This is a genomic window from Streptomyces sp. BYX5S, from assembly GCF_054724165.1.
The window spans coordinates 1,095,100-1,121,930 of sequence record NZ_CM138829.1 but is presented as its reverse complement, the minus strand read 5'-3'; the positions used below and the strand labels follow the sequence as shown (position 1 = coordinate 1,121,930).

The following is a 26,831-nucleotide window of genomic DNA, read 5'->3' as shown; positions in this document are numbered from 1 at the left end:
CTAGGACCCCGGTCCCCGGCCGGTGCGTCTGAGACCATGGAGGGGTGACTGAAACCCCGCGCGACGCACTCCAGGAGCAGACCTTCTACGAGCAGGTGGGCGGCGAGGAGACCTTCCGCCGCCTGGTGCACCGCTTCTACGAGGGCGTCGCACAGGACCCGCTGCTGCGGCCCATGTACCCCGAGGAGGACCTGGGCCCGGCCGAGGAGCGCCTCGCCCTCTTCCTGATGCAGTACTGGGGCGGCCCCCGCACCTACAGCGACAACCGCGGCCACCCCCGCCTCCGCATGCGCCACGCCCCCTTCCAGGTCGACCGCGCCGCCCACGACGCGTGGCTCAAGCACATGCAGGCAGCGGTGGAGGACCTCAACCTCTCCGAGGAACACGAACGCACCCTCTGGAACTACCTCACCTACGCGGCGGCTTCCATGGTCAACACGGCGGGCTGAAGCACTCCAAGCCCCTGCGGCGCTTGAGCAGCGCATTTCAAGCCCCTGCGGCGCTTGAGCAGCGGGGCCCGGGGCAGAGCCCCGATCTTTGGAGCCCCTGCGGCGATTGAGCAGCGGGGCCCGGGGCGGAGCCCCGCGACCGCACCCCCGGCCGGGGCCTCGCTCACAAGGGGCTGACGGAAAGCCCACCGAACCCGGCGGACGCCCTCCGCACCGCCACCGACCCATAAGCGGAGCGCAACCGCACCCACGCCCCCGCCACCACCAGATCGACCTCGGCCCCACGCAGGAACCCAAGGGACGCCGCCGCATGGACCACCCGCACCGGCGCCCCACTCTCACCGATCTCCCGCGACCAGACCTCACCGCCGATGCGGTCGAGCTCCCCCCGCGTACGCTCCTCGGGCGCCAACCGCTCCACACGCGCCCGGAATTCGGCCACCGCCGCCTTCACCAGCCCCCGCAACGCATCCACGTCCGGGAACCCCGCCACCCGCTCCCACCCACGCAGCGGCGGCAGCACCCCCGCCCACGGCGGCCCGGTGACGGCGGCCGGAACCGCCACGGTCGCCGCGGAGTCGTCGATCGAATCGAGCAACTCCCCCGCGGACACGGTCACGTCGAGGGATTCCGCGATCCCGTCCTCGTACGGCTTGAGCAACCGCGCCGTACGCACGGCCAGCACCTCGAACGAAGGCGGCCGCCCGAACACCGCGAGCGCCTGCCCACCGGCCTGCGCCCGCAGCCGCACGGCGGCCGCCTTGTCGTAGTGCAGCAGCCGGCCGAGGAAGGCGGCGAGATCCGCCGCCTCCCCCGCGTCGGCCAGAAACAGCACGGTCGCACTCATGCGACGAGCGCCTCCGAACGGTCCGCGTCGTCGTCCCGGTACTCGCCCAGGAACTCCCGCTCCTCGGCGGTGATCCGCCGCGGCCGCTGCGCCTCGAAGTCGAACGGCACGACGACCGTGGAGGCACGCACGTACACGACGTCCTCGTCCTTGACCTCGTACGACAACGTGAACGAGGCCGCCTTTATCTCACTCACCCACAGCTCGATGTCCACGGGCCGGTGCCGGTGCACCAACTGCCGCTTGTAGTCGATCTCATGGCGCGCCACGACGGACCCCTGCTGGAAGTCCTTGTCGGGCCGGAACAGGAAGTCGATACGGGCTTCCTCCAAGTACCGGAGGAACACCACGTTGTTGACATGCCCGTAGGCATCCATGTCGGCCCAACGCAGGGGGCAGGCGTATACGTGGCGAGCCATCAGCCGCGGGTCAGCTTCTTGTAGGTGGCGCGGTGCGGACGCGCGGCGTCGGCACCGAGCCGCTCGATCTTGTTCTTCTCGTAGGACTCGAAGTTGCCCTCGAACCAGAACCACTTGGACTCACCCTCGTACGCGAGGATGTGCGTGGCGACCCGGTCCAGGAACCACCGGTCGTGGGAGACGACGACAGCGCAGCCCGGGAACTCGAGAAGCGCGTTCTCAAGGCTGCTGAGGGTCTCGACATCGAGGTCGTTGGTCGGCTCGTCGAGGAGCAGCAGGTTGCCGCCCTGCTTGAGGGTGAGCGCGAGGTTCAGACGGTTGCGCTCACCACCGGAGAGCACACCGGCAGGCTTCTGCTGGTCGGGGCCCTTGAACCCGAACGCGGAGACATACGCCCGCGAGGGCATCTCAACCTGCCCGACATTGATGTAGTCGAGCTCATCGCTCACGACGGCCCAAAGGGTCTTCTTCGGGTCGATGTTGGAGCGGTTCTGGTCGACGTAGGAGATCTTGACGGTGTCGCCGACCTTGATGGACCCGGAGTCGGGGGTCTCGAAGCCCTGGAGCATCTTGAACAGGGTGGTCTTACCGGCACCGTTGGGGCCGATGACACCGACGATGCCGTTGCGCGGGAGCGTGAAGGAGAGGTCGTCGATGAGCACCTTCTCCCCGAACGCCTTGCTGAGGTGCTCGACCTCGACGACGATGTTGCCCAGGCGCGGGCCCGGCGGAATCTGGATCTCCTCGAAGTCCAGCTTCCGCATCTTGTCGGCCTCGGCGGCCATCTCCTCGTAACGGGCAAGACGCGACTTGGACTTGGTCTGGCGCCCCTTGGCGTTGGACCGCACCCACTCCAGCTCTTCCTTGAGCCGCTTCTGCCGCTTCTCGTCCTTCTTGCCCTCGACCTTGAGGCGCTCGGACTTCTTCTGGAGGTAGGTCGAGTAGTTGCCCTCGTAGGGGATGGCCCGCCCGCGGTCGAGCTCGAGGATCCACTCGGCGACGTTGTCGAGGAAGTACCGGTCGTGGGTGATGGCCACGACGGTGCCCTTGTACTGGGCGAGGTGCTGCTCCAGCCAGTTCACGGACTCGGCGTCGAGGTGGTTGGTGGGCTCGTCGAGGAGGAGCAGGTCGGGCGCCTCGATGAGGAGCTTGCAGAGCGCGACGCGGCGCTTCTCACCACCGGAGAGGTTGGTCACGGGCCAGTCACCGGGCGGGCAGCCCAGCGCGTCCATGGCCTGCTCCAGCTGACCGTCGAGGTCCCACGCGTCGGCGTGGTCGAGGTCCTCCTGGAGCTTGCCCATCTCCTCCATGAGCGCGTCGCTGTAATCCGTGGCCATGAGCTCGGCGACCTCGTTGAAGCGCTTGAGCTTGCCCATGATCTCGGCGGCGCCGTCCTGCACGTTCTCCAGAACGGTCTTGCCCTCGTCCAGCTCCGGCTCCTGCATGAGGATGCCGACGCTGTAACCAGGAGAGAGGAAGGCGTCACCGTTCGACGGCTGCTCGAGCCCCGCCATGATCTTCAGGACGGTCGACTTACCGGCACCGTTCGGGCCGACCACGCCGATCTTCGCCCCGGGGTACATGCTCAGGGTGACGTCGTCGAGGATCACCTTGTCGCCGTGCGCCTTGCGCGCCTTGCGCATGGTGTAGATGAACTCAGCCAAGAGAAACCGTCCGGCAGTCGAAGTGTGTATCGCAGTAAGGGGCCCGCGTGCTGCGGCTCCACCGCGTGAGGGCAGATACACCCCATCTTGCCGTACGGCCACCGCTGGGCGGAAACCCGTATCGGGGCGGGGCCCTGAACTGGGGGTTCGCGAGGGACTCGGGTAGCCGACCCGTCACTGCTCGTCGCGGCCGGGGCCGCTATCGCCGGATGGGAATCTCGTACACGATCTCGCAGAGGGCGGCGGGCACGACGATGTCCGCGGTCTCCACGGGCCTGCCCTGATCGCTGTAATAGGTCCGCCGGATGTGCGTCACCAGGGCGCTCTTCTGGATGCCCAGCAGGGACGCCTCCTCGGCGGTGGCCTGACGCGGTTCCGGTTGCTCGACGGCGTGGGCGACGGTGACGCTGATCGCGGCCATGCGGTTCACCACGCCCACCCCTGCGTGCGGCCCGCCCTCGGGGAGGACGACGAGGGTGCCGCCGGTGAGGTCGTACGGTTCCCAGCTCGTCGACAGCTGTACGGGGCGGCCGTCGGCCAGGAACTCGTAGACGGTGCGGACGCACAGATCGCCCTCGGCGAGGCCCAGCCGCCCGGCGATCTCGGCGGGCGCCGGCACCTTGGCCTCGGTGCGGCTCTCCCAGTCGCCCTGCTTGCCGACGGCCCGCATGTCCGCACGGAACGGCGACCCGTCGGGCTGCTCGCGCGACGCGGACCGCACCACACGCACGCGCTCCCGCGCCGCGGCGACGTACGTCCCGGATCCGGCCCGCCCCTCCAACACCCCTTGCGAGATGAGCAGTTCCTGCGCCCGCCGCACGACGTTCTCGCCGACTCCGCACTCCCGGGCGAGCCGGGCTCGCGAGGGGAGCCGGTCCCCCGGCGTCCACTCACGCTCCGCGACCCGCCTCCGGAGCACGTCGGCGATGCGGAGATAGGGCGGTTGCTCAGGCATGTGGACAATCTAGTCCACTAGCCCTAATCTGGTTAACCAGCGTTACGTAACGTAGTGTACGAATGACAGGGGGTGGTAGTCGTGACGACTTCGAACGCGAACGCCGAGGCCATTTCCGCGCGACTGACCGCCCTCGGCCTGCATCCACGCCTGGCCCAGCACGCCCATCACGTGTCGATCGAGGCGGAAGCCTCCGACTCGCTCTCCGCCGAGGCGTGGCGGGAGGCCCTGGAGGCGGTGGCGGAGGCCGACCAGTTCGGGCTCCTGGCCCACAGCCTGAAGGGCCGCACGCTCTGGGCCTTCGTGCACAAGGGAACCTCCGCGGCGGACGGCGTCCGGGGGCTGATCGGCTTGGCACCACCCGCGGAAGCGAGAAGAGAACGATGACGTACCCGGACGAGCTGCGGCTCCTCCCCTGGTCAGGACCCGACGGAAAGCCCTGCTACCTGGACACGGACCGCGCGGACAGCTACTTGTCCCGCCTGGCCGACAACACGGAGGCCGTACAACTGGGCATGGCGGCCGAGCTGTTGGAGCACGCGCTGGACGCGCTCGCGGAGAAGGACGTCGCCCAGGACGAACTGCGCCTCCTCGCGACCGAGCTGACAGGCGCCCTCCGCGCCACACTGCGCGTATCGGTGAGCCGCGGCCGCCGCCTCTCCGTCCCCGACCCGCCCTCTTCCGAACGGGGCGGCGAGGAACCCCAGTTGCCGGCGGCGGCGTTCGGCTGACGGCACAGCCCCCGGGCGACAGGCCGCGGTTGGGAAACTGTGCGCACGGACGCGACGCCATCTCGACCGGATGCCGGCGGGGCCGTTGTCCACCTGACGCAGGGCGCGCGCGGGGCATCTGACGTGCGTGCCCCAACCATCGCGGCGGCCCGCCCCGGATGGGGCGGACCGCCGCGACACTCTTGCTCGTCGGCGCTACTCGCCGTCCTCCGGCGACTTCCGCCTGCGCCCGAGGAGAATCGCGGCGCCGCCCCCGAGGACCAGCAGCACGGCGATGCCCGCGATGATCGGCGTCGCGTTGGAGCTGCCGGTCTCGGCGAGGTCCGTACCGGTGGCGGAGCCGGTGCCGCCGACCGAGGCCGGGCTCGGCTGCGCCGTCGTCTGGGTCCTCAGGCCGTCACCGGCCGCGGAGCCCGCCGCTGCGGTCGTCTCGCAGTCCAGGACGCCCCGGAACCGCTTCTCGAAGCCGTGCGGTCCCTTGATCGTGAAGTCGTACGCCTGGTCTTCCTGGAGCGGTATCGTCACCGTCCGCGTCTGCCCGGCCGGGATCGTGTGCCGGGTGCCCATGAGCGTGAAGCTGTACGGCGCGTCACCGCTGTTGGCGGTCGTGATGTCGACGCCGCGCTTCGCGCAGTTCTCACGGGCGGACAGCGCGGGCACCGCGCCCTCGCCCGCCCAGTTCGCCGTGGCGGTCGCGGAGACCGTCGACTCACTGGAACCGGCGAGTATCTGCGTCTGGCTCCTGGTGTCGGAGGCGAAGGCCCGGCCGACCGGAACCGTCGTCGACGCCTGCACCGTCAGCTCCGTCGAACCCGCCTCGGACTGCTCGGGTATCTGGAAGTAGAGGCGGCTGCCGTTCTTGGCGGTGGTGACGGACTCGCCCTTGTCGTCGACGAGCTGGACCCCGCCCGCGACGGCCTCGGCGGGCGGCAGCACCGTGACGCTCTCCGCGTTGGTGTGCACGGTCACCGGGCCGACCCGCTCCCCCGGGCGCCCCGAGACGGCCCCCGGCGTCAGGGTCAGCGAGGCCTGCGGCTCCGCCAGGTCGCGCGCGCTGCGCTGGAGGTAGTCGGCGAGCTTCTCGGCGGCGGGGCTGACGGCGTCGACGTCGACCCGGTCCGAGTAGCGCCAGATCGCGACCTGCGTGCCGGCCGCGGCCTCCTGCTCGGTGAGGCTCCCCGCACGCGCCTTGCGGGCGAGCGCGGCGAGATCGTTGACCTGCGGGTACGAGTTCTGGAGGATCCAGCGGATGCGTCCCGCGTCGGCGTTGTCGTTCAGCGACGTGCTCGACCAGGACGTCTCGCGGTACTTGGCGTCGGGCTGCGTCGGGTTGTGGATGTCGACGCAGTACGTCTGGAGCGACCCGCCGTTCTCGACGGCCATCCGGAACAGCCCCGCCGAGATCGTCTCGTCCTGCCCGTCCTCGTGGATCACCGCCGAGTCGTACGTCTCGAGCCCCGCCAGGGTGGCGCTCGCGCCGCCCCGCTCGGTGGCACCGTCGTCGGCGTGCGCGACCCCCGCGCCGGATATCGCTCCGGCCGTCATGAGTCCCGACACCAGGGCCGCCGCGGCGAGGCGGGCTGCGCCTCGCCCACGCCGTACGGCCCGTGAACACACTGAAAACACGTAATTCCCCTTCAGGCGAGACGTGTTGTCACATGGGGGGTGGTGTCCCGCCGGCAGAATCAACGCCAACCACCGTGATTCGGCTGGCCTTTGGACTCCCGGGCCCGGTCGGCCCGCCATTGCGCCTGACACACATGGGCCCCAGGGAGCCCTGGAGTCACGTTCGGCATCCTAGGGAAATGATCTTGCGTGATCCCCGGCGCTGCCCTCCGGCAACCGATCCGACTCGCAATCGTTATCGCCAACACCGTTACCTGGGCGGGCTTGTCGACAAATCCACGGGTGTGTGGTTGCCGATACGGCGGATAAGGGGGATTTGGCGTACACCGACTTCTTGACGCAATGGCACCCAAAACCGCCGCCGTCCGTCTACCCCACGGGTTGCGGCCCGACCAGCTCCGGCGCCTCCGCCACCTCTGGCACCTCTGGCGCCTCCGCCTCCTCCGCCACTCCTGGCACCCCCGACGCACCCGTCCGCCCGCCGCCACCGGCTGGCGCCCCCGCACCCGACGCACCCGTCCGCCCGCCGCCCCAGGCCGCCGCACCCGCCTGACCGTCCCCCGGTTTCGCGACGTCCCACGGCGAATCGCCGCGCAGCCCCTGCGCCGCGGCGCTCTCCACGCGCGGCTGCGAGGAGCGGCGGAACGCGGAGGTGCCGCGCGAGAGGTCGTGCCCGATCGCGACCGCCTCGATGTCCGCCGACGTCCAGTGCTGCCCGCCCCGCTCCTCGTCGCGGACCTTCAACCTGCCCTGCACCACGACCGGTTCACCGAGCGCCAGGGAGCTCTGCACGTTCGTCCCGAGTCCGCGCCAGGCCCACACCGTGAAGAAGTTGGTGTGCCCGTCCACCCACGTGTTCTGCACCCGGTCGAAGCGGCGCGCGTGCGACGCCAGCCGGAATCGGGCGACCGGCCCGGTCGGCAACTCCCGGAACACCGGCGTCGTAGCGACATTGCCCACCACGGTCACCATGGTCTCGCTGCTCATCTGGAACCCCTCCCGTAACCCCGCACCCGCACCCCACCCGGCCCCATATCGACGTCGACCGGGGTGTCCGTGCGCGGCCCGAGCCCTTCCCGAGCCGCGATCACAGAGTGCCCCCGCGCCGCGATCCCCGCCGACGCCTGTGGCCTACCCGCGGGTTGTGGAAATCCCCGTCACCCCGGTCAACCCCGTCACCCGGTTCACCCCGGTCACCGCCCCGGCTCCCCCGGCCACCCGTACGTACTGCTCGCGCACCTCGCGGTACCGCAGCAGCTCCGCCGCGACGGGGTCCAGCACCCGCGCCCTGCCGCAGGCCGCGGCCGCGTCCCTGAGCCGCCGTTCGGCCTCCTGCCCGTACCGGCGCGCGGGCCCCCGCGCAGCCATCCGGGAGGTCCACTCGACGCACGGACCGCCCACGATCCCGGCGACCATCAGCAACACCGGCACCCCGAGGTTCGGCGGGAGGACGCCGACGACCTGGCCGAGCAGCCACAGCGCGCCGAACACTTGCAGCGCCGTCATCGACATCTGGGCGAACACCGCGATCGGCCACCAGCCGGGCCGCGGCGGGCGTCCGCCCCCGTGCTCCGGGTTCACGTGGTCGTCGGCGACGTCGGAGGCTGCCAGCCCGTCGAGCGCCTCCGGCAGCCCCTCCCCGCCCCGCGTCGCGGCCTCCCGCACCGCCTGCCCCCACGCTTCGGGCAGCCCGGTCGCGGCGGCGTCGCCGACCATCCGCACCGCGTGCTCGACGCGCTGGCGCGCCGTGGTCTCCGTCTCGTCGGCCGGGGCCACGGGGACCGCAACGGTCGACTCGCCCGCGCGCTGGGCCTCGTACCAGCGCCAGAGCCCGAGCCACGGCGTGCCGCAGGCGCGGCCCGCGCCCCGGCTCCAGGCGCGCTCGGCGGCCTGGCCCGCGGCGGCCGCGCCGACCGCCTCGGCGAGCCGGTCCGCGAACTCCTCGCGGGCCTCCTCGCTCAGCCCGCTCTGTCGCCCGGCCGCGTACACCGGCCTCAGATGCTCGGCGGCCGCGTCCACGTCGGCGCCGATCCGGCGGGCCGCGGCCCGGCGTTCGGCGGTGAACTGGTCCAGGCAGTCGCGCAGTTCGTCCACGCCCTCGCCGGTGAGGGCGGAGAGCGGCAGCACCGTGGCGCCGGGCTCCCCGTGCTCGCCGAGCGCGATGCCGTCCTCGTCGAGCAGCCTGCGCAGGTCGTCCAGGACCTGCTCGGCGGCGTCGCCGGGCAGCCGGTCGACCTGGTTGAGCACGACGAACATCACCTCGGCGTGCCCCGCCATGGGCCGCAGATACCGCTCGTGGAGCATGGCGTCGGCGTACTTCTCCGGGTCGACGACCCACACCACGGCGTCCACCAGGCCGAGCACCCGGTCGACCTGCTCGCGGTGCTCCGGCGCGGCGGAGTCGTGATCGGGCAGGTCGACGAGGACGAGCCCGTCGAGCGCCGCCTCCCCGTGCTGCCCCTGCACGGGGCGCCGCCGCGAGCGGCCCGGGATGCCGAGCCGGTCGAGCAGGCCCGCGGCGCCGTCCGTCCAACTGCACGCGATCGGCGCGGAGGTGGTGGGCCTGCGCAGCCCGGTCTCCGACAGGGGCACTCCCGCGAGGGCGTTGAACAGCGTCGACTTGCCGCTTCCGGTGGCGCCGGCGAGGGCGACGACCGTGTGCCGCGAGGAGAGCCGACGCCGGGCCGCGGCCTCGTCGAGCACGTGTCCGGCCTCCGCGAGGGTCGCCCCGTCGAGCCGCGTCCGCGAGAGCCCGACGAGCTCACGCAGCGCGTCGAGCCGCTGCTTCAACTGCCCGTCGTACGCCCCTGAACCGGCCGGCAGGGCCACCTCGCCGCCCTGCTTGGCGACGCGCCGCGCGATGAGACCGTCGTCCCAGGGGGTGGGCTCGGTGCGCCCTTCGGGGATGCCGGGGGCGGTGTCGGAGGCGTGCCGGGGCGCCGATTCCGCGAGGTTGTCGGCGAGGTCGGTCAGATCCGCGTCGGCGGAGTCCACCGGGTCGGGGCGAGGGGCGCGACCGGCGCCGTCTGCGCGCCCCGCGTGGCCGGTGTCCTGGTCGGCGCCGTGGTGGGTGCCGTCGGTGTGATCCGTGGTGGCGGCCAGCGCCCTCACCTCTCCTTCTGCAACAGCGAAAGGGCCGCGATCAGCTCGGCCTGGGATTCCGGGGTGATGTCGAGGGCGTCGAGCGGGGCGAGCCGCCGCTCGCGCTCCGCGCCGAGCACGGTGTCGAGGTACTCGCTCAGGAGCTGCCCGCCGCGGTCGCGCAGCCGCAGGGCGCCCTGCGCGCCGATCCGTTCGGCGAGGTGCTCACCGGCGGTTTTGCCCCGGCGTCCGCCGAGCAGGGCGGTGGCGACGAGCGCCGCGACGGCCTCGGCGTCCGGCGGTGAGGAGTCCATCGCCTGGCCGGCGGCCCGCGCCTCGTCCTCGGCGTACTCCTCCAGCACCCGACGCCACCGCCGTACGGCCATCCCGATCCGCTGCTCGGCGGTCTCGGAGGCGGGCTCCTGCGCGCGCAGTTCGGGGGCACGCGCGCCGGGCTCGCGCCGCCAGTCCTCGTCGACCTGCTCGTCGGCGGCGGTCACCGCGCACGCCAGCAGCGAGCCGAGGCTCTCGACGAGCGCGTCGAGCAACTCACCGGCCGCGCAGTCCGCCGGATAGCTGCGCCAGTGCTTGAGGGCGTTGCCCGACAGCACTCCGCCGTCCCGCAGACGCGCGAGTACGCGCGCGTGCTCCCTCTCGTACGCGTCCTCCACGGCGGTGGTGAGCCGGACCACGGCGGAGTGCTGGGCGGCGACGGCGGCGGCCAGTTCGGGCATCCGGGCGCGCAGCGAATCGAGCGCCCCGCGCGCGGTGCGCAGTACGGCGCGGGTCCGTGCGTCGGGGTCCTGGGCGCGGTGGGTCAGCCAGGCGCGCAGCGGGGCGACGGCGGTGGCGGGCAACAGCCCTCCGTTGCCGGTCGACTCCGGGAGCTCCGGCACGGTGAAACGGGGTACGTCGCCGAGCCCCGCCTTGGCGAGCAGCGCGCCGTACTGCCGCGACACGTCGGCGACGACCTGGTGGGGCACCCGATCGAGGACGGTGACCAGGGAGGCGTCGTACTCCTTTGCGGTACGCAGCAGGCGCCACGGCACGGCGTCGGCGTAGCGGGAGGCGGTGGTGACCATGACCCAGACGTCGGCGGCGCTGATCAGCCGGGCGGCGAGCACGCGGTTCCCGGCGACGAGGGAGTCGATGTCGGGCGCGTCGAGCAGCGCGAGTCCGCGCGGCAGCACCCCGGAGGTCTCCACGCGCAGCACGCGCACCTCTTCGTCGGGCACGGCGGCGAGGTCGTCGCCCTCGTCCTCCCCGTCCCCCTCCAGGCCCCCGTCGGCCTGCTTGGGCATCCATACGCGCGTGAGGTCGGGCAGCACCCGCATCCCGGAGAACCAGTGGTGGTCGTCCGGGTGGCACACGAGCACCGGCGTACGCGTGGTCGGCCGCAGCACCCCGGCCTCGCTCACGACGCGCCCCACGAGCGAGTTCACCAGGGTCGACTTGCCGGCCCCGGTCGAGCCGCCCACCACGGCGAGGAGGGGCGCTTCGGGGGCGCGCAGACGGGGCACCAAGTAGTCGTCGAGCTGTGCGAGCAACTCGGCGCGGTTGGCACGCGCGCGTGGCGCCCCCGCGAGCGGGAGTGGAAAGCGCGCGGCGGCGACGCGGTCGCGCAGCGCGGTAATCGCTTCGAGCAGCTGAGGCCGAACGTCCAAGGTCACCACAACGTGAAGAATGCCCAATTTTGGCTGCTTTATGAAGCATATGACCGCGTCTGCGCGCCGATAAGTCGTGCGTTACGGCACAGGAAGCACACAGCGGGATGGAAGGGGCGACTGGGGGCGCAGGCATAACGAGTGCACAACACCCGAGGCGCATGACGCCAAAAGCGATGCAGGATTCGTACCTACCTGCGATTATCGGGATCGCTTCACCGAACCTCCACATCGTGCCGCGGAGGCGAAGCAACAGGGACAGGGACCCGGGAGCCCTATCCTTGTCCCCGGCAAGGTCACGGATCACCCAAACCACCCGACCAAGCCACCGGCCACACACCGGCCCCCGTAGCTCAGTGGATAGAGCAGGCGCCTTCTAAGCGCTTGGCCGCAGGTTCGAGTCCTGCCGGGGGCGCCTTTCTTAGGCCCTACTCCGGTAGGGCTTTTGGCGTTCAGGGGGATGCATGGCCGATGCGTCTGCATGCCGCCGCTCCCTCGCCGATGCGCGTGACGGCGCCGTACCGTCCGGCTGTCGCCGGGTTTCCGCAAGCCGCTTTGTCTCATACGGGTCGAAGTTTCCGGCAGTGCCGCGGGTTCCTCTCTGACGTGCCACCGGGCGAGGCGTCGTGACGCGCACTGCCCGACTCAGAGGTCAAGTTCCCACTGCGATGCCTCGCTGCTGAAGTCGCCCAAGTCAACCTCCACGTCCAAGACCTTGGCATCCGACGGAGCGTCGAAGGCGTAGGTAGCCGATGCCTTCTTCCCAGGCAGCAGCGTCCCCGAGAAGCTGTCGCCAATGGACTGCGCAGAGTCGAAGACTTGCTCAGCCGTTTCACCCTCCTCGCCCGCACGCGCAGTCACGTAGACAAGTGTGGAATCGAACTTCTCCTTGCCGCTGTTGTCGAGCTTCACTGTGACCTCGTATGCCTTGTTGCCACTCGTGTGACCGGCGGACGTGTCACTCGGCGTGAACTCCGTGGCCTCGTAGACGGTGACTTTCAGGCCGCTTTTGTATCCGGCCGTCTGGCCTGCCGAATACGCCCCGGATGTAGCTGATTCCGCGGGAGGAGAGGACACTCGCGTTGAGGCAGATGACGAGGAAGACGACGATTCTCTGACAGGGGAGCTGGAGCCAGGATCACCGCAGCCAGTGAGCAGGATCGTCCCAGTCACGCCTGTGGCCAGGGAGACGAACGCCCACCGTCGGAGAAGGTGGTAGGCCATACCTCCAGGGCACAGCACCACGGTGCGGGGTGCACCCGGAGCCCTCGCACTGTAGGCCGATCGGGTGACACGCGAGGCCGAGACGCTCGCGCCCCGATACGCGCGAACGCCGCTATCAGCGGGATCCTGGCTGGCAGCAGATCGCCGTTGGCGACGGCGACCTGGTGTTTGTGCGGGAATCTTCCTCGCCTGACACCGTGGTCGCCGCAACGCAGGAGAAGCGGAACGTCTTCGCACTCTGATTGCAGGCTGCAGAGTTCGACCACTTCGTCGACGGTTTGCAGCGACCAACGCCGGGCGTCGTCGGTCGCCAGCACCGGCAATCGACGAACGTGAGTACCGGGTTCGGCAATCCCGGCTCCATGCTGTCCCTCCGGCGGGAAGGATGCAGACATGCCGCCCACCGACCTGTCCGAATTGCCTTTGCCACGCGAATGCCGGGAAGCTCTTGCCCAGCAGAGATCGGAGCGGATCGACGGCCACACCATCACCATCGCCACCGATTGGTGGAACAACGAGATCGCCGCCGCTCGCCTGCCCGGTGCCCCCGTGACCAGGTCGGCTGTCACGCAGCTCAGCCGCGGAGACTTGTTTACAGATGCGGCCAACCTCGGCGCGGGCTCCGAAGAGGAGCTGCTGCGATTTCTGTGGCGCGTTCTCGCCTGGGGCAGCGGCATGAAACTCCGCCTCAACCGCCGGAGGATCCAGGCTGTAGCAGAAGCCCCATCCGCAGCCGTGGCGGTTCTGGGCAAGGCCTTGGAGGCAGCCCGCGAGGGCCCGGCGGGGGCGTATGAAGCTCTACGTCCAGGAGGCCGAAACACTGTTGCGTATTTGGGCCCGGCATTCTCGACCAAGGTCTTGTACTTCGCCGGCAGGGGGGCTCTCGACCACCCGTGCGCAATCCTCGACTCCCAGGTAGCCGCCACACTCAGACACACCTGCAAGTGGGACTCGCTCGGCGGGGGGCGAGTGGCCCGCTAGCACCTACGTCCGGTACTGCGCGCTCCTGCAGCGCTGGGCCGATGAGGAGAGCCGGGCAGTCGGACGCCGCATCGGCGTCGACGAGATCGAGCGCTGGCTGTTCAGACCCTGACCCGCGAACAGCGCCGGCGACTCTCGCTCCGGCAGAACCAGCTGGACACACACCCGTTGGGGATCGTGAGTAGGTGGTCGGCGGTGTGCTGCGCGAGACTCGTGCCGGGGATAGAGGAAGTCTAGGGAGCCGTCGGACTTGAGGGCCAGGCTCTCTGCGTAGTGCTCGTCGGTGGCCTCGTCGTCGACCTGGCAGCGTCCGGCGCTGTCGGTGTCGAAGTCCTCCTGTTCCAGGCGTTGCGCCTGCGACATTCCGAGGCAGGCGTCGGAGCCGTCGCAGTCGTAGGTGGTGATGTTCCACAGGAACAGGCGGTCATCGCTGAACCGAAGGTGTAGATCATCCCGATGCGCGTGTGGATGGGTTCCGGCCTAGTTCGGAGTCGCGGATGGCGACGTCCAGCTCGCGGGGCCGCCGGTGCATTGGGCGGCATCGTGGTTTGTTCACGACCAGAGCGCTCGCGGAGACCGGTAGGGGTCCGCCTTCCGCGTCTCTTTCGAGGGCAGGTTCGCTCAGTCCAGTACCGAGCGCTGGCTCGATGCGTACCGTAGATCGGGCGCGCAGTCGAGACGAGAGCCTCGTTGTCAGCGGCAGCCGGTAAGGTACATCCGCTCATCTCGGAGGAGCGCCTTCCGGGAAGGATCACGGATGTGAATCCCCGACAAATACCGTCAAAACGGCGCCCGGTCAGGCGTGTTAACCGTCACTCGTTCGATGTGATGTGCCGCACAGGCGGAATTGTGATTTCGTTCCCAAAGCCGCATTGAGCTGCACCCTTGCCGGCGCTTCGAGGCAATGCCGCAGTTCAACATGCGATCCCCCGGTACCCAACTGCCGGCGGACAAGGCAAGATGGGGGCAACGCCGCGCCGGCATGTGATCAGGGACACACTTCCTGGGCTCCGCTTGCCGTACGCCGCGGTAACCGCATTCGGACATGGGAAAGGCCCCGCCTGGTCGCCGCGCAAAGCCACAAGGCAGGGCCCTTCGTCAGCACACCGTCTGCAGCGATGCCCCGACCTTTAGGTCGGGGCTCTTCGCATCAGAAGGGCCAGTGGTCTCGCACGATCTTGTAGATCGTGTAGACCGGCCCCAGCCAGCGCACCGCCCTGTACGAGTGGTCACGCCCGCTGCAGTTGCGGCAGTGCCCCTCAGGCTTGTCAGCCATCGGGATCCACCCCTTTCTGGGCCCATGACCATCATGGACTCCCGGGAGGCACACGAGGGAGCGCAGACCCCGGGGGTGGACTGATAGCGCGTACCTTACCCGGGTCCGGGGGTACACCTGTGCGCCCGAACTCACGCCCGCACAAGCCCTCTTGAGGCACTCCGTGTCACTCCAGGGCGCGACGCCCTCTGCCGCTGCTCGGTACGGATGCGTAACAACGCCGCCACCAGCAGGGATCTTTGAGGGGGTGCCGGAGACGCCGTGCCAGTTCCCTTGCGAAGCGAGGCGTAAATCACACATGCGTGATGCATCCGCCTACGTCCGGAAGCGGGCACGAATCGCGTCGTCGGGCGCAGCACGGAAGATGTGCCGGTTCGCCACCCCCTACAGCACCCGTGCGCACATGCCGTGGAGCGTGTTGCTCCGGCTCTGAACGCCATCAAGGACTCGGCCAGCGGCGGTGTCTACGAGACGAACAAGCGTGGGGGCTGTTGCGACTGCGTCGACGAAGATCTCACCAACCGGTGGAGTGTCCGGGTGTTCGGGTGTCAGGTGGCAAAGCGATCCGTGTCGATGAGCTGAACCGCCAGGTTGAGTCATGGCGGCGGTCAGGCCTTGCGATTCGCCCAAGGAGAGGGGCGCGGCGGAAACCACTCCTCCGCGATTGCGTTGACACGGTCATCGGGAACCGCGGGCGCCCGATAGCCGTGCGCGCGGATGTGGGCGCGGAAGTCGTCCGGAATCGCCGCGTGATGCCGTCGGATGTAGTGCTCGAGGTCTACCGGCCACACCCATGTACCGTCGGTGCGCAAAGAGCCGGAACCGGCGATCCGTTCGTCTCCCGTCAGCGCGTCCAGGTCGGCGCCCATGGTCGTGTAGAACTCGGTTCCACCTCCCAGGTAACTCAGAATCTGTTCCTCGTCGGACATCGCGGGGCCTGTTACGGCGTCAATGAGGGATTCCACGTACTTGGTCGGGTCCCCGTTCTCGTTCCCCTCCCGGAAGAATCCGGCGCGTCGCACGGTCATGTCGGTCTCCTTCAGGTGATCAGGGGGAGGAATGTGCGCCAGTACCCCTCGTCGTCGATAACGGGGTCCTGAGCACCCAAGTTCGACCTGACACCGATGCGAGTGGTGGGTGCGGACACCGGAACGCCGAGGTCGTTGGCCACCGATTGAGCGAGTGGAGCGTCACCGATGCCCGAGTAACAGGAGACCAGCCGGACTGGGCCACCGTCGTGGCGAGGGTTGTTACGAATGGCCTCAACAATCTGATGCGGGCTTACTTCGGTCGTGATGCGGTCCACGCCTGCCGGATTGACGTGACCGACGATGAAGGCCTCCTTCACGTCGCCATGAACGACCACGTCGTGCATGCCCGGCACGCGCCGCACCCGTTCCAGGTTCGACCACGTACGACTGTCGTAGCCGAGTGGTACTGGCCGTGCCGTGGTAGATCGGGTATCCCGACGGCATCACGTCATCACCGGCGCGTGCCGGAATTGCAAGAGCATTGGAGTCCGGAGCCCAATAGAGCTTCCACGTGCGTCGCTTGCCCATGAAGTCGGCAGCCGCGCGCTGCCACGGCACCCACTCCTGCACCGAAGACGCCTCCCGCTACGGCCCCGCTGGCCCCGGCTGCCGCTGCCTGGTCGACGTTGATCGATTCCTGGTCACCCGCGGCGATGTGGAGAGGTTGAGCGACTGCCAGGTCGACGGCGATGGACTCGATGGAACCGAAGGCGACGCCGACCATGGTCGTGCCGATGACACCGGCGATCTCGGCGGACACGGTGACTCCGATGCCTGTCGCCGCAGAGATCACGCCCTCGGCCGCGGCCGAGCCCGCCACAGCTCCCGCACCCCCGGTGACGACGGCCAGCAGCACGCCGGCGCCAAGTGCGGCAGCGGCGATGCCGATCTCGGTCCACAAGTGACCGGTCGCCTCGTCGACAGCGTCGGCGTACATGTCGAGGGACTTGGCAACCGAGCGGGCGGACTCGGCCAGGTCGTCGAGCCAGCCCGTCTTCGCACCCTTGTGATAGCGCGCCCAGAAGTCCGCGAAGACCTCGATGGATTGCCCTTCGTTGCCGTCGATGACGCTGCGGGCCGCCTTGTGCGTGGCTGCCGTGACATCGTCGACCGATTCGGCGAAAGCGCGCCAGGCAGACGCAGCCTCGCGCAGCTGGTCGGCGTCAGCGTCCGGCCACCACATACCGAGCTTGAGCAGGGCTTCCTTGAGGATCCCGTCGATGTCCACCGGTCAGTGCCCCTTGGCGACGGAGTCGAAGGCGTCCTTGGTCGCCCGCTCGTTCTCGTCGTGGATCTCGGACATCGCCTTCAGCGCGTCGCCGATGGACTCGAGGCCGGACACGAGGGTCTTCGTGGCGGTGTCGATGCCATCCTTGGCCGGGCCGTACTTGGCGTGGAACTTGTTGCCCTGCTCGTCTCCGCCCCACGGAGCACCGAGCGCGGCGAGGCGGGTGTGCAGCGTGCTCAAGGCGTCGTGCAGCTGGTTGCTCTGCCGGTGGAAGACCGGCGCGGCGTCTCTCAGCTCGTCCGTGTCCACCCGCATGTGCTCACTCATGCCACTCGCTCCCCTCGAGTCACTGGGTCGAGTCACTGCGTCAAGGGTGCGACCGTATTGCATGTACATGACATCAAAATAGGACCGCCGAACCGGTGCGCAGCCCCTGGGTGTGCCCCCCCCTTCCGCGCGTCGTGTCGAATGCGAGTCGAGGAATTCGAGGAACCGATGCGGCACACAGAGAGCTCGGAATGCGGAGCGGGTGCGTACGCGATCAGTTGCGCGGTCTTCCACACGGTCAGCCGCAGGCTGGAGTCCCGCCCGGGGCGCAGGATCAGTCGCTCCACCACACGCTCCGGCGGCGCGCCACCTCGTACAGGGTGGCGGCCTGGTCCGGTGTGAAGGTGCCGGTGAGAGGGGCCAGGGCAGAGACCTCGCGGGCGCGGTAGACGCGGACCGTGAGTTGGGTGGGGGACTTCGTCACGTTCTCGGTTCCGGCGATGACGATCATCGGCTCGACCGGGACCGGGAAGTCCACGTAGCGCTCCAGTACCTCCCGCACCCGCCGGGCCTCCGCCCTGCTCGCGCGCGGGTACGGACGAGGTGTGCCGTGGTCGACGCGGGCCATGTCGTCGCCGATCCACACGTTCTTGCCCTCGTGGTTCTTGGCGTTGACCGTGAAGACGCCGCCTCGGCCGATCAGCAGGTGGTCGAGGTCAGCCCCGTTGGACAGTTCTATGCCGTGCAGGACGCGCCAGCCGGAGGGTTCCAAGCGTTTCAACTCCTCGCCGACACGGCGTTCACCCTCCGCGCCGCTGATCCATGAATCCCAGTCCGTGGGTCGTCGTCGGATCTTCGACCACAGTCGCTCGCCCCTGGTCGGGCCGCGTTCCGCGAGCATGCCGATGAGGCGGGCGCCGGGGCGGTTCCGCGCCAGGTCGTTCGCCGGGTCCAGGGGAGGCAGTGGTTTGGGGCGGCCAGTGACCGGGGCGCGAGGGCGGGGCGGCGCCGGAGGGGTCGGACTCTGGTACTCCCTGAGCGCCTTCAGCGCCTCCCGGCGGTACCGCTCGTCCGTGATCACGATCTTTCCCGTACGACAGTCCATCCAGGCCACCGACGTGCGGTCCGGCAGGTTCACGTACAGCCGGTCCTGCCCGTGGCGTTTCCAGCGCACGACCTTGAGCGAGTCCATGCCACCACCCCCGACGGCGTCCCACGGTCATGGCAGCAGGCGACATCCCGCCGCGCAAGGGTGCACCGTCGGCCAGTGGAAACTGGGGAACGGGGGAGGGACGGGGGGCGGGCGCATCCGCCCCCGCCCCTCCCCCTCAGCCGCCCAGTTCCTCCGCCAAGCCCACGATGATCCCCTCCGGTCCCCGGACGTAGCAGAGGAGGTAGCTGTTCTCGAAGCGGGTGATTTTGCCGAGGAGTTCGGCGCCGTGGGGGCGCAGGCGGGTGACCGTGGACTCGATGTCGTCGACGGCGAACATCACGCGGTGGGTGCCCACGATGTTGTGGGGGCGGTCGCGGGGGTCGGGGCGGGTGGCCTCGGGGGTGCGGTACTTCGCGAGTTCGAGGCGGCTGTGGCCGTCCGGGGTGCGGAGCATCGCGATGGCGCAGTGGACGCCGTCCAGGCCGGTGCACTCGTCGGCGAAGCCGCCCTCCACCTCCCCGGTGCCTTCCAACTCCATGCCGAGTTCCACGAAGTACGCGATCGCCGCGTCCAGGTCCTCGACCACGATGCCGACGTTGTCCATCCGCTGGATCGTCATGGTCAGCTCTCCTTGAGTGTTCCTGGGTGTTCCTGGGTGTTCCTGGGTGTTCTTACGTGTTGTGGGCCGTGCCCCCCTCCATGCTCCCGGGGCGGAGCCCGCCGTTCTCGGTAATCGGTGACCCCCGAGGTCATGGGCCCGGCGGACCACTTCGTCACCGGTTCCGCCGGGACCGGACGCTGAGTGCGTCCCGCCGCGAGCCGGTGCCACCACCTGGCACCACATGGCATCACATGGCATCACGCGGTGCCACCTCATGACACCTACCTTGACCTGCGAAAACACAAGCGCACGACTTCAGGGCTTGCGCATGGCGCCACCATGGTGCCACTATGGCGTCATGGACCTCACGCCCTACGTCGACACACTGCACCGCGAGCTCGCGGTGGCCGCCGAAGCCGGTGGGGACGAAGCACGCGAGTTGGCGGAGCGGCTCACCGCTCCGCTGGAGTCGGCGACCCGGCTCACGATGCTCAACGTGCTCTCCGCCGCCATGGACGAGATCACCCGCGACCTGGCGCCCGGTTCGGTCGACGTACGGCTGCGGGGGCTCGACCCCGACTTCGTGGTGACACCGCCGCCGCGCGACACCCCGGCCGCCCCGGCCGAGCCCCACCACACCCCCGCCCCGCCGCCCGTACCCGAGGCCGACGAGGGCAACACCGCCCGCGTCAACCTGCGTCTGCCGGCCCACCTCAAGGCGCGCGCCGAGGAGGCCGCGAGCCGCGAAGGGCTCTCGGTCAACGCGTGGCTGGTGCGCGCCGTGTCGGCCGCGGTCGACGGCGGCGCGGCGCCCCGTACGCCGGAGAAGACCCGCACCATCGGACAGAGCTTCACGGGGTGGGTGCGCTAGCCGCGCTCCCCTCCCCCACCCACAGAAACGGCGCACCACGTCCCACCAGCGGGGACGCCCCAACGAGCCAGGAGGACGGGACAGCCATGCCTACGTACGACACCGCGGAACCCATCTCGGTCAACGCCCATGTGGGCGCCGGTTCCATCCAGTTCACCGCGAGCGAGCGCACCGACACCGTCGTCGAGGTGCGGCCCGGGAACGCCAAGCGCGGCAAGGACGTCAAGGCCGCCGAGCAGACGGAGGTCTCGTTCGCCCGCGGCGTCCTCACCGTCAGGACGACGGAGCGCCGCGTCATCGGCCCCAGCGGGATCGTGAACATCACGGTCGAACTGCCCGCCGGCTCGGCCGTCGACCTCACCGGCTCCTGGACCCACGTGATCGGCGAGGGCCGGCTCGGGAAGGTCGACGTGAAGACCTCGGGCGGCGACTTCCGCCTCGACACCTCGGGGCCGCTGCGGCTCAGGTCGGCGCACGGCTCGATCCGGATCGACCGGGTCGAGGGCGCCGCCGAGATCACCGCCAGCTCCAGCCAGGTGCGGGTCGGCGTCATCGACGGTCACGCGGTCCTGAAGAACTCGCACGGCACCACCATGGTCGACGTCGTCACCGGCGAGCTGCGGGTGAACGGCGCGCACGGCGACATCGAGATCGGCCGCGCCGAGAGCTCGGTCGCCGCGACGACCGCACACGGCGCGCTGCGGGTCCTCGATGTCGCCCGCGGCACCGTCCAGTTGGAGACCAACTACGGCGCCATCGAGGTCGGCATCCGCGAGGGCACCGCCGCCTGGCTCGACGCCAGCTCCGACAACGGCCAGGTCCGCAACACCCTCACCGCCTCCGAGGCGCCCGCCGAGTCCGAGGACTCCGTCAAGGTCCGCGCCCGCACCAAGTGGGGCAACATCGAGATCCGCCGCGCCAGGCCCTGAGCGCGACGGGATACCAACTCCCTTACGCCACGTACCACTTCACGTCGCACCTTCCCCTACCCGCACCCTCACACCGGAGGGCCCCATGCCTTCGTCTGTCATGTCCACGTCCAGCGATGGCGAGACCGGACAGGTCCCGCTCGCCGTCTCCACCGTCGGGCTGCGCAAGTCCTACGGCGACAAGACCGTCCTCGACGGCATCGACCTGAGCATCCCCGCCGGTTCCGTCTTCGCCCTGCTCGGGCCGAACGGCGCCGGGAAGACGACGACCGTACGAATCCTGTCCACGCTCATCGACGCCGACGGCGGCCAGGCGCAGGTCGCCGGGCACGACGTCGCGGCCTCCCCCGACGGGGTGCGCGCCGCGATCGGTGTCACCGGGCAGTTCGCGGCCCTCGACGACCTGCTCACCGCCGAGGAGAACCTGCTCCTCATGGCCGACCTGCTGCGGCTCGGCAAGCGCGAGGGCCGGCAGCGGGCCACGGATCTCCTCGAACGGTTCGGCATCGCGGACGTCGCCAAGAACCGTGCGGCCACCTTCTCCGGTGGCATGCGCAGGCGTCTCGACCTCGCCATGACGCTCGTCGGCGACCCGCGGATCATCTTCCTCGACGAGCCGACGACCGGGCTCGACCCGCGCAGCCGCCGCACCATGTGGGAGACCGTGCGGTCCCTGGTCGCCGGGGGCGTCACCGTCTTCCTGACCACGCAGTACCTGGAGGAGGCCGACCAGTTGGCCGACCGGATCGCCGTGCTCGACGGCGGCCGGATCGTCGCCGAGGGCACCGCCGCCGAGCTCAAGGCGCAGATCCCCGGCAGCCACGTGCGGCTGCGGTTCACCGACACGGACGAGTACGAACGGGCCGCCGAGGCCTTCCCCGGCGCCGCCCGCGACGACGAGGAGCTGGTGCTGCGCGTCGCCGGTGACGGTGATCTCGCCTCGCTGCGGGGGCTGTTCGACCGGCTCGACGCCGCCGGAGTGCACGCCGCCGACTTCTCCGTGCACACCCCCGACCTCGACGACGTGTTCCTCGCCCTGACCGGCGACGGCACCGACGCCAACCCGCTTCACGTCAAGGAGACCCTGCGATGAGCACCCTCACCTACGCCGTGCACGACTCGATGACGATGCTGCGGCGCAACCTCAAGCACGCGCTGCGCTACCCCGCGGTGTCGCTCGGCGCGTCCATGATGCCGATCCTGATGCTCGTGCTCTTCGTGTTCGCCTTCGGGGACTCGATGTCGGGCGGCGCGGGGCGGGACGCGTACCTGGAGTACCTGACACCCGGGATCGTGATCATGGGTGTCGCCGCCGGGGCGATGTCGACCTCGATCGCCGTCTGCCAGGACATGACCGAGGGCATCATCAACCGCTTCCGCACCATGAACATCACGCGTTCCTCGTTCATGACGGGACATGTGGTGGGCAGCGTCCTCACGACGATGGTGAGCCTCGTGCTCGTGGTGGCCGTGGCGATCGCCCTCGGGTTCCGGCCGAACGCGAACCCGGTGGAGTGGCTGGCCGCGGTGGGGCTGCTGGTCGCGATCACGTTCGCGATCACGTGGCTGGCGGCGGCGCTCGGGCTGAAGTCGAAGACGGTGGAGTCGGCGAGCAACAAGCCGTTGCTGATCCAGTTCCTGCCGTTCCTCGGGTCGGCGTTCGTGCCGGCGGAGTCGATGGCGCCGGGGTTGCGGTGGTTCGCGGAGCACCAGCCGTTCACGCCGATGACGGAGACGTTGCGGGGGTTGCTGACCGGGTCGGCGATCGGGAGCGACGGGTGGGTGGCGCTGGCGTGGTGCGTCGGGATTGGCGTGGTGGGGTATGGGTGGGCGCGGAGGTTGTACGGCGTGAATACGGAGCGCTGAGCGCGGGCGGGTGGGTGGTTCTCGGGGTCGTCCCCGGGGCCACCCACTCGTGGCTCAAAAGATCGGGGCTCTGCCCCGGGCCCCGCTCCTCAATCGCCGGAGGGGCTTGATATGGCTGCACCGTCGCCGGAGGGGCTTGATAGGGCTGCACCGTCGCCGGAGGGGCTTGGACGCCAGCGGAGTTCGGCGTAGGCGCCCGGGGGGACGGTTGGGTAGTGGGGGAGGACGGGGGTTGGCCGGCGGTAGCGCGCGTTCTGGGGTGGGCGGGGGTCCGGCTCGTTGTTGTTCGGCCAGAACGACATGGCGCGTTCGGCCTGGGCCGTGATCGTCAGGGACGGGTTCACGCCGAGGTTGGCGGAGACCGCCGAGCCGTCGACGACGGAGATGCCGGGGTGGCCGTAGAGGCGGTGGCAGGGGTCGATGACGCCGGTGTCCGGGGAGTCGCCGATGGGGCAGCCGCCGAGGAAGTGGGCGGTGAGGGGCTTGCCGAGGAGTTCGCCGAGGTTGGTGCCCGCGAAGCCGTTGATGGACTCGGCGAGCAGGCCCGCCGCCTGCCAGCCCTCGGGTATGTGGACCGGGTTGGGGTTTCCGTGGCCCTGTTCGGCGGTGAGCTGTCCGCGCCGGTCGAGGCGGGTCGTCAGGGAGTTGTCGTGGGTCTGCATGACGAGCCCGATGATGGTCCGCTCCGACCAGTGCCGCAGCGCGACGGTGCGCGCGACGAGGACCGGGTGGGCGAGGAACGCGAGCGCGGCGGCGACGGGCTTGGGCAGGTTCTGCCGGTACTGCGGTACGCAGATCAGGGCCATGAGGTTGGAGCCCTTGCCGTAGCGGACGTTCTCGATGTGGGTGGTCGGGTTCGGGTGCACGGACGAGGTGATGGCGATGCCGCGCGTGAAGTCGAGGTCGGGTTTTCCGTAGCGGCGCGGCCAGGTCAGCGCGCCCACCAGGGCCTCGGAGTTGGTGCGGGTCAGCTCGCCGAGGCGGGGCGACAGGCGCGGCAGGACGCCCTCGTCGCGCATGCGGTGCAGCAGGGTCTGGGTGCCGTACGTGCCCGCCGCGAGGACCACGCGGCGGGCACGCAGGACGGCGCGGGGGCCGCGGCGGCGCTTGCTCGTGGGGACGGTCGTGACCTCGAACCCCTCGTCGCCGTCGCCCAGTTCGCGGACCGAGGTCACCGTCGTCATGGGGCGGACCTCGGCGCCGGCCCGCTCGGCGAGGTACAGGTAGTTCTCGGTGAGGCTGTTCTTGGCGCCGACGCGGCAGCCGGTCATGCAGGAGCCGCACTCGGTGCAGGCGGCGCGCTTCGGCCCCGCGCCACCGAAGTAGGGGTCGCCGGCCTCCGTTCCCGGTGCGGCTGTCGTCGCGCCGTCGGCGTCCTTGCCGTCGCCGAAGAACACGCCCACGGGCGTGAGCCGGAAGGTGTCCCCCGCGCCCATCCGCCCGGCGGCCTCCTTCAGCAGTTCGTCGGCCTCGGTGACGGTCGGGTTGGTGCGTACGCCGAGCATGCGCCGCGCCTGCTCGTAGTAGGGCGCCAACTCCGCCCGCCAGTCGGTGATGTGGCCCCACTGCCGGTCCTGGAAGAAGGCGGGCGGCGGGACGTAGAGGGTGTTGGCGTAGTTGAGCGAGCCGCCGCCCACCCCGGCGCCCGCGAGCACCATCACGTCCTTCATCAGGTGGATGCGCTGGATCCCGTACATCCCGAGGCGCGGCGCCCACAGGTAGTCGCGCAGCTTCAGGGACGTCTTCGGGAGGGTGTCGCGGGTGTAGCGGCGTCCCGCCTCAAGGACCGCCACCCGGTAGCCCTTCTCGGTCAGCCGGAGCGCGGAGACGGAGCCGCCGAAGCCGGAGCCGACGACGAGGACGTCGTAGTCGTACGCGCGTCCGCCGGAGGTCTCAGGCACCGTAGAGCTCCTCGATCTCGCGCTCGTACGCGGCGAGGACGGCCGGCCGCTTGATCTTCAGGGAGGGCGTCAGCATGCCGTTCTCCTCCGTGAACTCGCCCTCGACCAGCGTGAATTTGCGGATCGACTCGGCGCGCGAGACGGCCTCGTTGGCGTAGTCGACGGCCTTCTGGACGTCGGCGATGATCCGCGGGTCGCGGACGACCTCGGACATCGGGGTGTCGGCGGGCAGTTTGCGCACGCTCAGCCAGTGCGCGACCGACTCCGGTTCGAGGGTGATCACGGCGCCCACGTAGCTGCGGTTGTCGCCGACGACGATGCACTGGCCGATGGGCGAGCGGCTGCGCAGCCGGTCCTCCAGGACGGCCGGGGAGACGTTCTTGCCGCCGCTGGTGACGATGAGGTCCTTCTTGCGCCCGGTGATCCGCAGGTATCCGTCGTCGTCCAGTTCGCCGAGGTCGCCGGTGGCGAACCAGCCGTTCTCGTCCAGGACTTGATCGGTCGCCGCCCGGTCGTTCCAGTACGCGCCGAAGACGATGCCGCCCTTGATGAGCACCTCGCCGTCGTCGGCGATCCTGACGGTGGTGCCGGGCACGGGCAGGCCCACGGTGCCGGGGCGCGGTGTGAGGGGCGGAGTGATGGTGGCGGCGGCGGTCGTCTCGGTGAGCCCGTAGCCCTCGTAGATCACGATTCCGGCGGCGTAGAAGAAGAGGTTGAGGTTGCGGTCGAGGGGGGAGCCGCCGCTGATGGCGTAGCGCAGGCGGCCGCCGAGTTCCTTGCGCACGCGCCGGTAGACGAGCAGGTCGTACAGGCCGTGGGCAAGCCCGAGTCCGGGGCCCGGCCCCTTGCTCCCGGTGAGGAACCGCGCGAGGTGCGCCTCGGCGAACCGCACGGCGATCCGGTCGGCGCGCTCGAAGGACGAGCCGCGCCCGATCTTCTCGGCGGTCGCGCGCCCGGTGTCGTGGATCTTCTCGAAGAGGTACGGGACGCCGACCACGAACGTCGGCCGGAACGAGCGGAGTTCGGGCCGCAGCTCGTCGGGCTTGATGCTCGGGCAGTGGCCCAGTTCGATGCGGGCGAGCATGCACGCCACCTGGATCGTCCGCCCCAGGATGTGCGCGAGCGGCAGGAACAGCAGGGTCGACGCGGTCTGCCCGGTGATCGCCTTGAAGATCGGGTGCAGCAGCTCGACGGTGTTCGCGGCCTCGGCGTACAGGTTGCCGTGCGTCAGGACGCAGCCCTTGGGGCGGCCGGTGGTGCCGGAGGTGTAGCAGACGGTCGCGATGGTGTCGGGGGTCAGCGCGGCCCGCCGCTTGTCGACCTCCTCGTCGGCGATGTCGGCGCCCAGGGCGGCGAGTTCGAGGATCGCGCCCACGTCGAGCTGCCGGATGCCGGGGCGGTCGCCCTCGGGCAGCGCGGCGACGGCCTCCTCGGCCGCGGCGGCGTTCTCCGGCGTCTCGACGATCAGCAGCGTCGCGCCCGAGTCCCGCACGATCCACTCGATCTGGCCGGGCGAGGACGTGGCGTAGACGGGCACGGTCTGGCCGCCGGCCGCCCATATCGCGAAGTCGAGGACCTGCCACTCGTAGCGGGTGCGGGACATGAGGGCGACGCGCCCGCCCGGTTCTAGTCCGGCCGCGATCAGGCCCTTGGCGGTGGCGGTCACCTCACGGGCGAACGCGGCGGCGGTGATCGGCCGCCACTCGTCGCCCTCCTTGCGCCGCACGACGACGGCGTTCGGTTCTTCCTCGGCGTTCCGATACGGGATGTCGGCGGGCGTGGACCCGTCCTCCGGCGGCTTCGCGAGCGCCGCGACGCGCGCCTCACGGACGACCCCGTGCTCGTCCTTGACCAGTTCGACCTTGGCGCGGTCGGCCAGATCGCCGTGCTTCCTGGCCCGCTTCAGATCCCGGCGCGCTGTCATATTTCGGCTCCCGTTCGCGCGGCTGCCCCGACACTTGCGTCCTCGAACTTACTCAGGAGTCAACTTACCCACGCGTAAGAAAAATTCAATGTCCGGGTACGAATCGGCGTCAGCGGTGGTGCGACGGGTGTGAGCCTTCGAGG

Annotated in this window: 25 protein-coding genes, 1 tRNA gene and 1 pseudogene; 9 read left to right on the top strand and 18 right to left on the bottom strand. The window is 70.0% G+C overall.

Annotated features, from left to right (window positions below; translation table 11 throughout):
* The first annotated feature begins 44 nt into the window (after positions 1 to 44).
* Positions 45 to 449, top strand: a complete 405-nt coding sequence (locus ACYBSK_RS05065) for a globin (RefSeq protein WP_457475628.1) — start codon at positions 45 to 47, stop codon at positions 447 to 449.
* Between the two features lie 163 nt (positions 450 to 612).
* On the opposite strand, the gene ACYBSK_RS05060 is transcribed toward ACYBSK_RS05065, so the two are convergent.
* The 4 genes from ACYBSK_RS05060 to ACYBSK_RS05045 form a co-directional block, all read right to left on the bottom strand.
* The gene (locus ACYBSK_RS05060; RefSeq protein WP_457475627.1) at positions 613 to 1,296 is read right to left on the bottom strand and encodes a hypothetical protein; all 684 of its coding nucleotides are present in this window, start codon (positions 1,294 to 1,296) and stop codon (positions 613 to 615) included.
* A complete protein-coding gene (locus ACYBSK_RS05055) occupies positions 1,293 to 1,715 on the bottom strand; it encodes an acyl-CoA thioesterase (protein WP_457475626.1) in 423 nt (140 codons plus the stop codon). Before ACYBSK_RS05055 ends, ACYBSK_RS05060 begins: the two co-directional genes overlap by 4 nt.
* On the bottom strand, positions 1,715 to 3,379 hold the full coding sequence (gene ettA / locus ACYBSK_RS05050) for an energy-dependent translational throttle protein EttA (RefSeq protein ID WP_457475625.1): 1,665 nt from the start codon (positions 3,377 to 3,379) through the stop codon (positions 1,715 to 1,717). The genes ACYBSK_RS05055 and ettA overlap by 1 nt, the downstream gene beginning before the upstream one ends.
* 199 nt (positions 3,380 to 3,578) lie before the next feature.
* The gene (locus ACYBSK_RS05045; protein WP_460245301.1) at positions 3,579 to 4,334 is read right to left on the bottom strand and encodes a GntR family transcriptional regulator; all 756 of its coding nucleotides are present in this window, start codon (positions 4,332 to 4,334) and stop codon (positions 3,579 to 3,581) included.
* Positions 4,335 to 4,415: 81 nt separating this feature from the next.
* On the opposite strand from ACYBSK_RS05045, the gene ACYBSK_RS05040 reads away from it, so the two are divergent.
* Together ACYBSK_RS05040 and ACYBSK_RS05035 are read left to right on the top strand one after the other, a co-directional pair.
* Positions 4,416 to 4,721, top strand: coding sequence for a hypothetical protein (locus ACYBSK_RS05040; RefSeq protein WP_457475623.1), 306 nt, complete (start codon positions 4,416 to 4,418; stop codon positions 4,719 to 4,721).
* Positions 4,718 to 5,065: a hypothetical protein gene (locus ACYBSK_RS05035; protein ID WP_457475622.1), complete on the top strand. Its 348-nt coding sequence runs from the start codon at positions 4,718 to 4,720 to the stop codon at positions 5,063 to 5,065. Before ACYBSK_RS05040 ends, ACYBSK_RS05035 begins: the two co-directional genes overlap by 4 nt.
* 195 nt (positions 5,066 to 5,260) lie before the next feature.
* On the opposite strand, the gene ACYBSK_RS05030 is transcribed toward ACYBSK_RS05035, so the two are convergent.
* The 4 genes from ACYBSK_RS05030 to ACYBSK_RS05015 all read right to left on the bottom strand — a co-directional run bounded on the left by ACYBSK_RS05030 (position 5,261) and on the right by ACYBSK_RS05015 (position 11,445).
* Complete coding sequence (locus ACYBSK_RS05030) at positions 5,261 to 6,691, bottom strand: Cys-Gln thioester bond-forming surface protein (protein ID WP_460245300.1); 1,431 nt, start codon at positions 6,689 to 6,691, stop codon at positions 5,261 to 5,263.
* Between the two features lie 369 nt (positions 6,692 to 7,060).
* Positions 7,061 to 7,678, bottom strand: coding sequence for a single-stranded DNA-binding protein (locus ACYBSK_RS05025; protein ID WP_460245299.1), 618 nt, complete (start codon positions 7,676 to 7,678; stop codon positions 7,061 to 7,063).
* A 144-nt stretch (positions 7,679 to 7,822) separates the two neighbouring features.
* Entirely contained in the window at positions 7,823 to 9,802 is a 1,980-nt protein-coding gene (locus ACYBSK_RS05020) for a YfjP family GTPase (RefSeq protein ID WP_460245298.1), read from the bottom strand.
* The gene (locus ACYBSK_RS05015; protein ID WP_460245297.1) at positions 9,799 to 11,445 is read right to left on the bottom strand and encodes a dynamin family protein; all 1,647 of its coding nucleotides are present in this window, start codon (positions 11,443 to 11,445) and stop codon (positions 9,799 to 9,801) included. Before ACYBSK_RS05015 ends, ACYBSK_RS05020 begins: the two co-directional genes overlap by 4 nt.
* Before the next feature lie 333 nt (positions 11,446 to 11,778).
* Between ACYBSK_RS05015 and ACYBSK_RS05010 the strand changes: the two genes are divergently transcribed.
* Positions 11,779 to 11,851 (top strand) — tRNA-Arg (locus ACYBSK_RS05010).
* A 230-nt stretch (positions 11,852 to 12,081) separates the two neighbouring features.
* On the opposite strand, the gene ACYBSK_RS05005 is transcribed toward ACYBSK_RS05010, so the two are convergent.
* Positions 12,082 to 12,660, bottom strand: coding sequence for a DUF4352 domain-containing protein (locus ACYBSK_RS05005; RefSeq protein WP_460245296.1), 579 nt, complete (start codon positions 12,658 to 12,660; stop codon positions 12,082 to 12,084).
* 393 nt (positions 12,661 to 13,053) lie between these two features.
* Between ACYBSK_RS05005 and ACYBSK_RS05000 the strand changes: the two are divergent.
* Positions 13,054 to 13,753 (top strand): annotated as a pseudogene (locus ACYBSK_RS05000) (8-oxoguanine DNA glycosylase OGG fold protein).
* Between the two features lie 1,038 nt (positions 13,754 to 14,791).
* Here ACYBSK_RS05000 and ACYBSK_RS04995 read toward each other — a convergent pair.
* The 7 genes from ACYBSK_RS04995 to ACYBSK_RS04965 form a co-directional block, all read right to left on the bottom strand.
* Positions 14,792 to 14,917, bottom strand: a complete 126-nt coding sequence (locus ACYBSK_RS04995) for a hypothetical protein (RefSeq protein ID WP_457475617.1) — start codon at positions 14,915 to 14,917, stop codon at positions 14,792 to 14,794.
* Positions 14,918 to 15,525: 608 nt separating this feature from the next.
* Positions 15,526 to 15,945 carry a hypothetical protein gene (locus tag ACYBSK_RS04990; RefSeq protein ID WP_457475616.1) on the bottom strand — a complete coding sequence of 140 codons (420 nt, stop codon included), beginning with the start codon at positions 15,943 to 15,945 and terminating at the stop codon, positions 15,526 to 15,528.
* A gap of 11 nt (positions 15,946 to 15,956) precedes the next feature.
* A complete protein-coding gene (locus ACYBSK_RS04985) occupies positions 15,957 to 16,292 on the bottom strand; it encodes a hypothetical protein (protein ID WP_457481656.1) in 336 nt (111 codons plus the stop codon).
* A 107-nt stretch (positions 16,293 to 16,399) separates the two neighbouring features.
* Positions 16,400 to 17,176, bottom strand: a complete 777-nt coding sequence (locus ACYBSK_RS04980) for a WXG100 family type VII secretion target (RefSeq protein ID WP_460245295.1) — start codon at positions 17,174 to 17,176, stop codon at positions 16,400 to 16,402.
* A 3-nt stretch (positions 17,177 to 17,179) separates the two neighbouring features.
* Positions 17,180 to 17,503 carry a WXG100 family type VII secretion target gene (locus tag ACYBSK_RS04975; protein ID WP_457475614.1) on the bottom strand — a complete coding sequence of 108 codons (324 nt, stop codon included), beginning with the start codon at positions 17,501 to 17,503 and terminating at the stop codon, positions 17,180 to 17,182.
* A 274-nt stretch (positions 17,504 to 17,777) separates the two neighbouring features.
* Positions 17,778 to 18,635, bottom strand: a complete 858-nt coding sequence (locus ACYBSK_RS04970) for a nuclease-related domain-containing protein (RefSeq protein ID WP_457475613.1) — start codon at positions 18,633 to 18,635, stop codon at positions 17,778 to 17,780.
* Between the two features lie 136 nt (positions 18,636 to 18,771).
* Positions 18,772 to 19,215 carry a VOC family protein gene (locus ACYBSK_RS04965; protein ID WP_457475612.1) on the bottom strand — a complete coding sequence of 148 codons (444 nt, stop codon included), beginning with the start codon at positions 19,213 to 19,215 and terminating at the stop codon, positions 18,772 to 18,774.
* 340 nt (positions 19,216 to 19,555) lie between these two features.
* Here ACYBSK_RS04965 and ACYBSK_RS04960 point away from each other — a divergent pair, with 340 nt between their 5' ends.
* From ACYBSK_RS04960 to ACYBSK_RS04945, 4 genes are all read left to right on the top strand, one after another.
* Positions 19,556 to 20,068 (top strand): toxin-antitoxin system HicB family antitoxin, encoded by a 513-nt coding sequence (locus tag ACYBSK_RS04960; protein WP_457475611.1) that lies wholly within the window; start codon positions 19,556 to 19,558, stop codon positions 20,066 to 20,068.
* An 86-nt stretch (positions 20,069 to 20,154) separates the two neighbouring features.
* The gene (locus ACYBSK_RS04955) at positions 20,155 to 20,997 is read left to right on the top strand and encodes a DUF4097 family beta strand repeat-containing protein (protein ID WP_460245294.1); all 843 of its coding nucleotides are present in this window, start codon (positions 20,155 to 20,157) and stop codon (positions 20,995 to 20,997) included.
* Between the two features lie 100 nt (positions 20,998 to 21,097).
* Positions 21,098 to 22,090 (top strand): ATP-binding cassette domain-containing protein, encoded by a 993-nt coding sequence (locus tag ACYBSK_RS04950; RefSeq protein WP_460246961.1) that lies wholly within the window; start codon positions 21,098 to 21,100, stop codon positions 22,088 to 22,090.
* The gene (locus tag ACYBSK_RS04945; RefSeq protein WP_457475609.1) at positions 22,087 to 22,863 is read left to right on the top strand and encodes an ABC transporter permease; all 777 of its coding nucleotides are present in this window, start codon (positions 22,087 to 22,089) and stop codon (positions 22,861 to 22,863) included. The genes ACYBSK_RS04950 and ACYBSK_RS04945 overlap by 4 nt, the downstream gene beginning before the upstream one ends.
* An 89-nt stretch (positions 22,864 to 22,952) precedes the next feature.
* Here the strand turns inward: ACYBSK_RS04945 and ACYBSK_RS04940 are convergent, their stop codons facing one another.
* Together ACYBSK_RS04940 and ACYBSK_RS04935 are read right to left on the bottom strand one after the other, a co-directional pair.
* Positions 22,953 to 24,764, bottom strand: a complete 1,812-nt coding sequence (locus tag ACYBSK_RS04940; protein WP_460245293.1) for a GMC oxidoreductase — start codon at positions 24,762 to 24,764, stop codon at positions 22,953 to 22,955.
* Entirely contained in the window at positions 24,757 to 26,688 is a 1,932-nt protein-coding gene (locus ACYBSK_RS04935; protein ID WP_460245292.1) for an AMP-dependent synthetase/ligase, read from the bottom strand. Before ACYBSK_RS04935 ends, ACYBSK_RS04940 begins: the two co-directional genes overlap by 8 nt.
* Positions 26,689 to 26,831: the final 143 nt, after the last annotated feature.